The sequence below is a fragment of the Hydrogenophaga sp. NH-16 genome, assembly GCF_004006415.1.
Classification (GTDB): domain Bacteria; phylum Pseudomonadota; class Gammaproteobacteria; order Burkholderiales; family Burkholderiaceae_C; genus Hydrogenophaga; species Hydrogenophaga pseudoflava.
In genome coordinates this window covers 4,651,798-4,661,789 of record NZ_CP029344.1, presented here as the reverse complement: position 1 = coordinate 4,661,789, position 9,992 = coordinate 4,651,798, and the positions used below count along the sequence as shown (strand labels likewise).

Genomic DNA, 9,992 nt, shown 5'->3' with positions numbered 1-9,992 from the left:
TCACGGCGCCAGGCGCTCCCGCAGCCATTCACCGTCGGCTTGCAGGGAATAGCGCAGCCGGTCGTGCAGGCGGCTCTTGCGGCCCTGCCAGAACTGCCAGGTGTCGGGTTTGAGGCGGTAGCCACCCCAGTGCGGCGGGCGGGGCGGGCGCAGCATGAACTGGGCGCCGTACTTCGCGGCGTTGGTGACCAGCACTGTGCGGTTCTCGATCACCTCGCTCTGCGGGCTGGCCCAGGCGCCGATGCGGCTGTCCAGCGGGCGGCTGTGGAAATACTCGTCGCTCTCTTCGTCGCTGACCTTCTCCACGAGGCCTTCGATGCGCACCACGCGCTCGAGTTCGACCCAGTGGAACTGCAGCGCGGCGTACGGGTTGCCAGCCAGCTGCCGGCCCTTCTGGCTGTTGTAGTTGGTGTACCAGACGATGCCGCGTTCGTCGTAGCCCTTGATGAGCACCACGCGCGTGGTGGGCCGCAGGTTGGCGCCCACGGTGGCCAGCGTCATGGCGTTCGGCTCGGGCACTTCACCACGGATGGCCTCGTTCAGCCATTGGTCGAATTGCTGCAGTGGGTCGGCGTGCGAGGCGGATTCGCTGAGTTCGGCTTTTTCATAGCTCTTGCGCAGGTCGGCGATGTTCATGGTGGGTCCTGGTGGTGTCGTGTTCAGGGCAGATCGTCGGCAATGCTGAGCAGCTTGGCCAGCGCGCGGTCCTCGATGCCGTGCGCGCGCAGGCCCTGCAGGGTCTGGCGTGCGTAGTCCAGCGTGGTGCCGTAGCGGCCGCGTGCGTGTTCGAAGATGTCGCGGTACTGAGCGTCGCTCAGCGGTCCGGTGTGGTTGGGGCTGCGGGGCGAGAGGGTGAAGGCCAGGGCGCAGACCGGCCCCTGCGCGGTCCGGCAGAGCAGCCACTTGGGGTCGTAGACCGGGTTCGGCATCTCGCGCGCCCACAGTGCGGGCATGGCCGCCTCGACCTGGTCGTGCGGCAGGCGCAGCGCCATGCCGGTGCAGCTGCCGCCGGGCATGAGCGCGAACACCAGGCCCGGGCGCTCGGGCGTGCCGCGGTTGACGCGGCTGTACATGTTCAGGCAGCGGTGGTAGCCGTGCACCTGGGCCAGGCGCTGCTCGGCGGCCTCGAACTCGGGGCGCCAGACCAGCGAGGCGTAGCCGAACACCCAGAGGTCGGCGTCGGGGCCGAGCGAGCGCCACTGCGCCAGGGTGTCCGCCATCATCTGCCGTCCATCGCGTTGCGAGGGTTCCCAGGTGCTCTGGGGGCGGTTGCGGGGCATGAAGGGCAGCGGTCGGGCGCGAGGGGCAGCCATTTACAATCTTCGGGTTTTTGCGCCTGTCGGACTCCTTCAGGGAGGAGCTGCAGGGGGCTGAAGTTCAATCCCTCATTATTCTTCACGGAGTGTTGCCCATGTCTTCCCAGGACGAACAACAGGAATACCGCGTCGCGGCGGTGGTGCTGATCGCAGTGGTGCTGATGGCGGTCGGTCTGGCCATCGGTGTGGCGATCCAGAAGGTGCGTGGCTCGGGCGCAAAGGCAGCCCCGGCCGCGGTGGCTGCAGCGACGGCGGGAGACGCCTCCGCAGGGGCAGCGAACGGTGCCGCGGCCAGCGCCCCGCCCGCGGCGGCACCCGAGGCCGCGGCCCCGGCGGCGGGCAGCGACGATGCCAGCGTGGTGGTGGAAAACGGCGTGGTGAAGTTCTACTTCGCGTCGGGCAAGTCCGACCTGGCGCCGGGCGCTGTGGAAGCGCTGGCCGATGCCATCGCCGCCGGCAAGGCGGGCCAGAAGCTGGTGATCTCCGGTTTCCACGACTCCACTGGCGATCCGGCCAAGAACGCCGAGCTGGCCAAGCAGCGTGCCCTTGCGGTGCGCGACGCGCTCAAGGCCGCCGGCGTGGCCGAGTCGGGCATCGAACTCAAGAAGCCCGAGACCGCCACGGGCTCCGGCAACAACGCCGAGGCCCGCCGTGTGGAGGTGGTGATCGCTCTCTGAGCGACCCCTTCGCCAACAAAAAAGCCCGCTGTCCAGCGGGCTTTTTTGTTGGTGGTCCGGCTCAGCGCAGGCCCTGACCGGCGCCGGTGTCGGCGCGCTGGATGAGTTCGATCTTGTAGCCGTCGGGGTCGGTGACGAAGGCGATCACCGTGGTGCCGCCCTTGACCGGGCCGGCCTCGCGCGTGATGGTGCCGCCGGCGGCGCGGATCTTGTCGCAGGCCGCATAGGCGTCGGACACGCCCAGCGCGATGTGGCCGTAGGCCGTGCCCAGCTCGTACTGCTCGACGCCCCAGTTGTAGGTCAGCTCGATCTCGGCCTGGCCGGGGTTGCCGCCGTCGAAACCGAGAAATGCGAGGGAGTATTTGTATTCCGGGTTCTCGGACGTGCGCAGCAGCTGCATGCCCAGCACCTGGGTGTAGAAGTCGATGGAGCGTTGCAGGTTGCCGACGCGCAGCATGGTGTGGAGGATTCGCATGGTCTTGATGGTCAGGGAAGAGTGGCGCGCACGCCGGTGAGGGCCTGATAGCCCTCCCGCGTGGCAGGGGAAACCGCCTGCAGCACCTGCGCGTAGGCGGTTTTGTGGCGGGCCAGCAGCCGAGCCGACGCCAGAGCGTGCGAGCGGCAGAACCAGTGGCAGCTGTGCTGCATCAGGTAGAGCTCGGCCAGCAGGGTGCGGGCGCGCTCGCGCACCGGCCACTGCTGCGGGTTGGCGACCACACGCGCGATGCCCTGCGCGTGCAGCTGCATCAGGGCCCGAGCATCGAAGCCCGGGGCCAGCCAGGCGGGCAGCCAGCGGTGGGCCTGGGGCAGCGGGTTGCGGTTGACCCAGGTGGAGGAGGCGTCGGCCTGCGAGAACGCCTGCGCAAAGCGCTCGAACTGCTGGGCCAGCGCTTCCTCGGTGGCGGTGTGCAGCGACCAGATCTGCTGCTGGCGCTGCTCGTCCGGCTCGTCCAGCGCCCTCAGGTAGCCGTCGTTGAGCCGCTCCATCAGCTTCTCGATCTGGAACTGTCCGAGGTGGGCGCCCAGCAGGGCGATGCGCTGGCGCTGTTCGCGGGTCTTGAGCAGGAAGCTGCCCACCGCAAACAGCAGGGCGAGGGTGAGGATGTCCATGCAGCGGGCCAGCGCGTCAGGGCTGCATGCCCAGCCAGCTGGAGAGACCGGCGGTGTCCATGGAGCCTGCGCGGGTGATCACCTGGCCGCTGCCCGCATGGCGTGCCACGATGAAGGGCACCGAGTCGGCGCCCAGCCGGTCCAGCAGGGCGGTGTTGGCCTTGATGGTGGCCTCGACCTCGGCCGGGATGCTGGCCGAGGCGGACATTCCACCTTGTCCCGCCAACAGCGATTTTTCGTGCGCGGTCATGGTCTCGACCGGGTTGGCCGCCTGCATCAGCGCCGCGCCCTGCGGCAGGCTCTTGGGACCGATGATGGCCACCGGTGCCCAGACGAATTTCACCTTGGTCTGCAGCGGCAGGGACGACGCCCAGAGGTGGCTGCAGTGCGGGCACTGCGGGTCGAACAGCACATAGACCGTGTGGGCACTCATCATCGCGCCGGCGGTGAACCCCTTGGCCTCCCGGGACACGGTGTCGTAGGCCTGGGCGGGATCGATCGGGGCGGCGGCCGCGGGCTGTCCGCTGGCAGCATCTTCTTTGGAGCAGGCCATCAGCCCGAGGGCGGAGGTGGCCAGCAGGGCGAGCGAGAGGCGGCGGGTGATCATGGTGTTCTCCGGAAAATGGGTTGGGATCGGCCGGCAGAGAGGAAGTTCGTCAGGCGCGGGCGCGCAGGCCCTGCAGCAGGGCGCCCAGGGCAATGCCGCCCAGCGCCCACAGCAGGTCCCAGTTGCCGGTGCCCAGCCCGGCGATGGCCGGACCCGGGCAGACGCCACACAGGCCCCAGCCGGCACCGAACAGGGCGGCACCCATCAGAGTGTCGCGGTTCCAGACACTCACGTGCTGGTGAAAGTAGCCGCCCAGCAGCGGCTGGCGCAGCAGTGCAGGGCTGAAGCGGTAGGCCAGCAGGGTGACCAGCACCGCGCCACCCATGACCAGCATCAGCCCCATGTCCTGAAAGCGCAGGAAGCTCAGCACCACCTCGGGCCGGATCATGGTGGCCAGCGAGAGCCCGAAGCCGAACAGCGCCCCGCTGGCGAGCACGGCCAGGGCTTTCGAGAGGGTCAGAGAAAAACCGCTCATGCGAAGCTTCCGACCAGATTGGCCACCAGAAAGGCGGTGGCCATGAAGGTCAGCACCGCCCCCAGCGAGGGCAGTTGCAGCGAACCCAGGCCGCAGATGCCGTGGCCCGAGGTGCAGCCGTTGCCAAGTCGCGCGCCGTAACCCACCAGCACGCCCCCCAGCAGCAACTGCCAGGCCGGGATGTCGGTGGAGCCGGGCGTGCCATCGGAAAATCCGAGCCACCAGACCAGCGCTCCCAGGACCAGGCCGGCGGCGTAGACCAGGCGCCAGACCCGCGAATCGGTGAACCGCGCCTGCTGGAAGAACGGCCGCCGCACGACGAACGACCAGGTGGACGAGAACACCGTGCTCATGCCGCCCACCAGGCCGGTGCAGACGAACAGCAGGGCCACGCCCGCGCCGATCAGCAGCCCGCCGGCCAGGTAGTGGATCCAGCCCAGGGGGAACAGGGCGGCAATGGAAGAGGCGATGGCGTCCATGGGGTGAATGAAATGAAAAAGCCCTGAGTCTTTCGAGTCAGGGCTTTGGGATTGGTGCCGGAGAGAGGAGTCGAACCCCCGACCTTCTCATTACGAATGACACGAAAGGAGTGTTCGACAGTATACATGTCTGTAGATACAATCTATGTAAATCAACAACTTGTGGTGCTTTTGGCCGTGCCAGGTGTTGATTTGCACATGGGTTTATTTGTGGTGTTTGCCTACAGATTGCCTACAGATTCTCCGGGGTGAGCCATGAGTGTACTGAAGAGCCGGGTTCGTCTGACCGCTGGGCGCGTGGAAGCATTCACTTGTCCGCCCGGCAAGTCACAGGCGTTTTTGTGGGACACCGACACCCCGACCCTGGCCCTGCGCGCCACGCCCACGGGCCGCAAGACCTACGTGTTCGAGTCGCGCCTGAACGGGGCCACGCTGCGCATCAACATCGGCACATTGGCCGCGACCTTGGAGCAGGCCCGCACCAAAGCCCGTGCGCTGGCTGTCATGGTGGATTCCGGCATCGACCCGCGCGAAGTGGAGCGCCAGCAACAGGCCGACAAAGCCGCTGCAGAAGTCGCCGCCGCTGCCCAGGCGCTGACCGTGGGGGATGTATGGCCGGTATATCTGGCGCAGGGCAAGCCGAAGCGGCGCGATGCGTGGAAGCCGGGATATCGCGCCGACCTAGAGGCCATGGCCGCGCCCGGTGGGGTGAAAAAGAAGCGAGGGGAAGGACTTACCCGACCGGGGCCGCTGTTTCCCTTGATGGCGCTGCCGCTGGCGGATGTGAATGAGGACAGTCTGAAAAGCTGGTTCGACCGCGAAGCTGTAGCCGGGAAACACCAAGCCGCGCGCGCCCTGATGATGTTCCGGGGCTTCCTCCGTTGGTGCAGCGCCCGCCCTGAATACCGCAAGCTGACCGACCGGGACGCGGGCCGCGCCGCCGCCATCGTGGAGAGTCTGCCCAGCAACACCCGCCGCACCGATGCACTGGAAGCCGCCCAGGTGCCGGGCTGGTGGGCTGGCGTGGAGCAACTTAACAACCGCACCGCGTCTGTCTACCTGCGCGCCTTGCTGCTGACTGGTGCCCGCCGCGAAGAACTGGCCGCGGTGAAGTGGGCCGATGTGGATTTCCAATGGTGCAAGCTGACCATTGCCGACAAGGTGGAGGCCACGCGCATCATTCCGCTGACCCCGTACCTTGCCCAACTGCTGGCGACCCTCCCGCACAGCAACGAGTTTGTGTTTGCCAGCACCGGCAAGGCGGGCCGAATCGCTGACACTCGGGCGAGCCACGCGAAGGCGCTGCAGAGCGCGTCCATCAAGGGCCTGACCATCCACGGGCTGCGCCGTTCGTTTTCGCTGCTGGGAGAGGCTGCAGGCGCACCTGCTGGCGCTATTGCCCAGGTAATGGGCCACAAACCCAGCGGAACCGCCGAAGGCTACCGCCCGCGCAGCGTAGATGCCCTGCGCCCGTTCCTTGAGCAGATAGAGGCCCACATCCTGGCGCTGGCCGGCGTGCAGTATGACCCGAAAGCGCAGCCGGGCAAGTTGCGCGCCGTGGTGCGGCGAGAACCGTTGGGTCGATGACCCATATGCGACTCGTTGAGCATATCTGTTTGATTCGTAAGGAAACAATCCTCTGCAACGGGTTTCTTTTGAATGGAATTCATTTAATTGAACATCGTTCTTAACTGAGAAGACCCATATAGGGTTCGACTCAAATCGACGTATGCGAACAATGGGTTTCCAGACCAGCCGCCGGCTGGCCACCTGGAGAAACCATGCACACCACGAACCACAGCGCAGAAGCTCGGCGCGCCTATTCTGACTCTCAACAATTCCCGCCACTGGACACGGTGAGTCGCCCGACAGTACCAACTGCACAAGCCGCCTACTACCTAAATCGCCGCCCACAAACCATGCGTGGTTGGGCATGCTAAGAAACGTTTCCAGAAGGTTTGCGCCCACTGAGGGTGAACGGGCGGTTAGCTTGGCCCGTTGATGGAATTCGCCGTGTCATGGGGGTGTTGTGATGACCACCATGTTCTTCTCGGTCAAGTCCATCGGAATGAGCGGCTACGGTGGACGGAAGAAATGTACTTTGATGGATGCGGCGCGCCACAACCTGCGTGAGATTCAAGCAGAGCGGGGCGCTAATGGTTACATCGACCCAACTCGTATTCATCAGAACGTTATTTTGGCTGGACCAACCAGCGCGAGTGAAGTTGTGGCGTTGTCAAAGACGTTGGCGGCCGAAGCCGGTATCGACTTTGCAACACTGCGCAAAGACTACTGTCATGCCTATGAGCTAGTGTTCAGCTTGTCGACCGTGCGCGGAGGCTTCGATTCACTCAGCTACTTTGCCAATTGCCTGGAATGGACGCGTAGTGCCTATGGATTGCCTGTGCTGTTGGCTACCGAGCATCGCGACGAAGCGACCAAGCACCTGCATGTTTTGTTGCTTCCGATAAAAGACAAGGAGTATGTTGGGTGCAAGATGCTGTCACAGGCATCGACCAGAAAACTCAGCGACTCGTTTTTCAAATCAGTAGCCGGTCCTGCCGGATTGAAACGCGAAAACGCTAAGTTTCGCGGCATCGTTAAGCAGTGGGCTGTGGCCGCTGTTCTTCGGGAATGCGAGGAACAAAAGCTACCAGAGGCAATCGGAGCCCTTTGGCCTGTGTTTAAAGCCTGCATAGAGCGTGATCCCACGGATGCTGTGAAGGCGCTGAACATCGAGGTGGAGAGCCTTCGACCCAGGGAAGATGAAATCCCTGAGCCACCCCAAGCGATCCCTATAGGTTTCGTTCCCACGACAACTGAAGATCAAAACCTATCCTGTGTAGGTTTTCCAGAGGGAACTGGACCTTTAGAGCGTCTGAGCATCGCAAGAGAAGCTGAACGCAGGGCGCTCGAACGACAGGAAAAGCGAAGGTATGTATCTGCGACCCCTACCTTTGAACAGGTTGAAGAAGATGGATTGATCCGCGTCAGGGACTCCGACTTGACCGGGCGTGTCCGAATTTTTGTGTAAACGGTTCGGACTTCAATTGACGGAGATGCGGTCTGCGAACTGAATAGTAAACTCTACATCCGGCGTGCCCAGGTGCTGGACATTCGCGACCGCATCCTGGCCAGCGGCGGGGGTGCGGTGCACGTCTACGGATCGGTCTACCCGGGCACTGAGGCGCCCAGCGCCGACCCGCCGCTGGTGATCCGCTCGCTGTCTGCCGCTGACCTGGTGATGCACGCCACCGATGCGTACATGCTGATCGAGGTGGAGGCCAACGTGGCACTGTCCGGCACACCCACCTGGGCGCGCTTCGTGGATGGCACCGGCACCACGGTGTACGACGCCAGCGCCGGACTGCCGGGCAGCGGTGCGCAGCTGATCGTGAGCGACGGGCAGACCCCGCCCGGCGCGGCCATGTACCCCGGCGGGGTGGTCACCATGTCCATCGAGTTCGTGAGGACCTGACCGTGGATCTGGTTTTCAGCCGGCCGCGATACGTCCCGGGTGATCCGCTGGACCTGGTGTTCGGCGACACGCTCGGGCCCGAGATCCTGCCGCTGACGCTGCAGGGCACGCTGTACCTGGAGGCGCCAGAGGCCACCGGCACGCTGCTCTACGACAACCGCCTGCCCGCCACCGTGTCCGCCGGCTTCACGGCCCGCCACCAGGTGGCCGCGCCTGCACAGGTGCAGCCGGTGGCACCCTGGGGCCAGCCGGCACCGGCCGACCAGGCGAGCGCCAGCGCCTGGCAGAGCGCCGACCGGGCCGCCGCCGCGCCCGTGGCGCCGTGGGACAAGACCGAGCGCGCCGACACGCCCGCGCGCACTGCCTGGCAGGCCGCCACGCCAGTGAGCCAGCAGCGGGGCATGGTCTACCAGGCCTGCACGCCGCTGGACGTGCTGGGCGCCATCGGCTGGCAGCTGGCCGCGCCTGCCACGGTCAACCTGCTGGCGCCGCACCAGGTGGCCGACGTGCTGCACCTGCTGCGCACCGTCAGCGCCCAGCAGGGCGCGCCCATCAGCGCCCGCGCCCACGCGCCGCACCAGGTGGCCACGCCGGCGCAGCGAGCCATCCGTGCCCGCTGGCAGGTGGCCGCCCAGCTCATTCCGCCAGGCCTCACGGTGCTGGTGCCACCGGGTGAGGGTGGCATCACGCCGCACCCGGTCTCACTGGACCTGGTGTTCGCCTGCCCGCCCTACGAACCCGGCGCGCCGCTCGACCTGGTGTTCGGGCATGTGTGCCTGCCGCCGGTGGGGCCAGGCGCGCCCCTGTTCATCCTTCCCGCGAGGTTCTATATGGCCGTCCACTCACTGCAGGCCTGGCGCCTGCCAGACATGCTGCCGCTGCCCATCCTGGAGTTCAGCTACAGCGCCGACCGTGGTTCGTTCGGCTGGTCGTTCACCTTGTCGCTGCGGCGCAGCGCGTTCGACGACCTGGCGCCTGTCTCCGGCGTGCCCGCCCGAGTGCGGGTTGAGGCCGACGGCATCCGCTTCGACATGTTGGTGGACGACCTATCGAGGGACGAGGCGCACGGGCAGCGCGATGTCAAGGTGACCTGCAGCAGCCTCACCGCGGTGCTGGCGGCGCCACTGGCCCGCGAAACCCAGTACCTCAACACGGCCACATACACCGCCCAGCAGTTGGCCCTGCAAGCGCTGGAGTTCACGGGCGTGTCTCTCTCGTGGGGTCTCACCGACTGGCTGGTGCCCGCGGGCGCATGGAGCCACACCGGCACCCCGCTGGGCGCCGTGGCCACCATCGTGGGCGCGGCCGGCGGCTATCTGCAAAGCCACCGCTACCTGCCGGAGCTGCAGGCGTTGCACCCGTACCCGGACCTCACCGGCGGCATCTTGGGCGGGCCGTGGAACTGGGGCCTGGCCGGTGTGACGCCCGCGGTGGAGCTGTCGCCGTTGTCGCTGGTGACCATCGGCATCAAGCGCGAAGATGGGCCGGACCTGAACGCGGTCTATGTGTCGGGCGCGACCCAAGGTGTGAGCGGCCTCTACCGCCGCGACGGCTCGGCCGGTGACAAGCTGCCCAGCCCGATCACCGACCCGCTGATCACTGCGGTCGAAGTGGTGCGTCAGAGAGGCCGTGCGGTCATCGGAGCGGCCGGGCCAAAGCACCGCATCACAGCCACCCTGCCGGTGCTCACCGGCCCAAGCCAGCCGGGCATTCTGTCCGTCGGCCAGCTGATCCAGGTGAATGAGTCCACACCGTGGCGCGGCATGGTCCGCGGTGTGTCGGGATCGTTCAAGCACGGCGCCGAGGTGCGCCAGACGCTGGAGATCGAGCGCCACCTGGGCGTCTGAGGA

Annotated in this window: 12 protein-coding genes; 5 read left to right on the top strand and 7 right to left on the bottom strand. The window is 66.2% G+C overall.

The genetic code is table 11. From position 1 onward, the window contains the following. Positions 1 to 636 carry a pyridoxamine 5'-phosphate oxidase gene (gene pdxH / locus DD542_RS22515; RefSeq protein WP_127807140.1) on the bottom strand — a complete coding sequence of 212 codons (636 nt, stop codon included), beginning with the start codon at positions 634 to 636 and terminating at the stop codon, positions 1 to 3. Positions 637 to 659: 23 nt separating this feature from the next. Further along, positions 660 to 1,223 (bottom strand): gamma-glutamylcyclotransferase, encoded by a 564-nt coding sequence (locus DD542_RS22510; RefSeq protein ID WP_241559826.1) that lies wholly within the window; start codon positions 1,221 to 1,223, stop codon positions 660 to 662. A gap of 188 nt (positions 1,224 to 1,411) precedes the next feature. Between DD542_RS22510 and DD542_RS22505 the strand changes: the two genes are divergently transcribed. Then, entirely contained in the window at positions 1,412 to 1,993 is a 582-nt protein-coding gene (locus tag DD542_RS22505; RefSeq protein WP_127807139.1) for an OmpA family protein, read from the top strand. A gap of 61 nt (positions 1,994 to 2,054) precedes the next feature. Here the strand turns inward: DD542_RS22505 and gloA are convergent, their stop codons facing one another. From gloA to DD542_RS22480, 5 genes are read right to left on the bottom strand one after another with little or no spacing between them, the layout of a single operon-like run. Then, positions 2,055 to 2,468 carry a lactoylglutathione lyase gene (gloA, locus tag DD542_RS22500; protein WP_127807138.1) on the bottom strand — a complete coding sequence of 138 codons (414 nt, stop codon included), beginning with the start codon at positions 2,466 to 2,468 and terminating at the stop codon, positions 2,055 to 2,057. Between the two features lie 11 nt (positions 2,469 to 2,479). Beyond that, on the bottom strand, positions 2,480 to 3,103 hold the full coding sequence (locus DD542_RS22495) for a hypothetical protein (protein ID WP_127807137.1): 624 nt from the start codon (positions 3,101 to 3,103) through the stop codon (positions 2,480 to 2,482). Positions 3,104 to 3,119: 16 nt separating this feature from the next. Beyond that, on the bottom strand, positions 3,120 to 3,710 hold the full coding sequence (locus tag DD542_RS22490) for a thioredoxin fold domain-containing protein (RefSeq protein WP_241559626.1): 591 nt from the start codon (positions 3,708 to 3,710) through the stop codon (positions 3,120 to 3,122). Between the two features lie 49 nt (positions 3,711 to 3,759). Then, positions 3,760 to 4,185, bottom strand: a complete 426-nt coding sequence (locus DD542_RS22485) for a DUF6691 family protein (protein WP_127807136.1) — start codon at positions 4,183 to 4,185, stop codon at positions 3,760 to 3,762. Then, positions 4,182 to 4,664: a YeeE/YedE thiosulfate transporter family protein gene (locus DD542_RS22480; RefSeq protein ID WP_079366974.1), complete on the bottom strand. Its 483-nt coding sequence runs from the start codon at positions 4,662 to 4,664 to the stop codon at positions 4,182 to 4,184. The genes DD542_RS22485 and DD542_RS22480 overlap by 4 nt, the downstream gene beginning before the upstream one ends. Before the next feature lie 255 nt (positions 4,665 to 4,919). Between DD542_RS22480 and DD542_RS22475 the strand changes: the two genes are divergently transcribed. The 4 genes from DD542_RS22475 to DD542_RS22455 all read left to right on the top strand — a co-directional run bounded on the left by DD542_RS22475 (position 4,920) and on the right by DD542_RS22455 (position 9,989). Beyond that, the gene (locus DD542_RS22475; protein WP_127807135.1) at positions 4,920 to 6,251 is read left to right on the top strand and encodes an integrase family protein; all 1,332 of its coding nucleotides are present in this window, start codon (positions 4,920 to 4,922) and stop codon (positions 6,249 to 6,251) included. A gap of 445 nt (positions 6,252 to 6,696) precedes the next feature. Continuing rightward, positions 6,697 to 7,698, top strand: coding sequence for a plasmid recombination protein (locus tag DD542_RS22465; RefSeq protein ID WP_127807134.1), 1,002 nt, complete (start codon positions 6,697 to 6,699; stop codon positions 7,696 to 7,698). Between the two features lie 72 nt (positions 7,699 to 7,770). Then, on the top strand, positions 7,771 to 8,142 hold the full coding sequence (locus tag DD542_RS22460; protein WP_127807133.1) for a hypothetical protein: 372 nt from the start codon (positions 7,771 to 7,773) through the stop codon (positions 8,140 to 8,142). 2 nt (positions 8,143 to 8,144) lie between these two features. Continuing rightward, positions 8,145 to 9,989 carry a hypothetical protein gene (locus DD542_RS22455; protein WP_127807132.1) on the top strand — a complete coding sequence of 615 codons (1,845 nt, stop codon included), beginning with the start codon at positions 8,145 to 8,147 and terminating at the stop codon, positions 9,987 to 9,989. Positions 9,990 to 9,992 lie beyond the last annotated feature (3 nt).

Coding starts and splice junctions, on each gene's coding strand:
- DD542_RS22475 (WP_127807135.1), top strand. CDS start 4,920: ATGAGTGTACTGAAGAGCCGGGTTCGTCTGACCGCTGGGCGCGTGGAA.
- DD542_RS22495 (WP_127807137.1), bottom strand. CDS start 3,103: ATGGACATCCTCACCCTCGCCCTGCTGTTTGCGGTGGGCAGCTTCCTG.
- DD542_RS22490 (WP_241559626.1), bottom strand. CDS start 3,710: ATGATCACCCGCCGCCTCTCGCTCGCCCTGCTGGCCACCTCCGCCCTC.
- DD542_RS22505 (WP_127807139.1), top strand. CDS start 1,412: ATGTCTTCCCAGGACGAACAACAGGAATACCGCGTCGCGGCGGTGGTG.
- DD542_RS22510 (WP_241559826.1), bottom strand. CDS start 1,223: ATGATGGCGGACACCCTGGCGCAGTGGCGCTCGCTCGGCCCCGACGCC.
- gloA (WP_127807138.1), bottom strand. CDS start 2,468: ATGCGAATCCTCCACACCATGCTGCGCGTCGGCAACCTGCAACGCTCC.
- DD542_RS22480 (WP_079366974.1), bottom strand. CDS start 4,664: ATGGACGCCATCGCCTCTTCCATTGCCGCCCTGTTCCCCCTGGGCTGG.
- pdxH (WP_127807140.1), bottom strand. CDS start 636: ATGAACATCGCCGACCTGCGCAAGAGCTATGAAAAAGCCGAACTCAGC.
- DD542_RS22465 (WP_127807134.1), top strand. CDS start 6,697: ATGACCACCATGTTCTTCTCGGTCAAGTCCATCGGAATGAGCGGCTAC.
- DD542_RS22485 (WP_127807136.1), bottom strand. CDS start 4,185: ATGAGCGGTTTTTCTCTGACCCTCTCGAAAGCCCTGGCCGTGCTCGCC.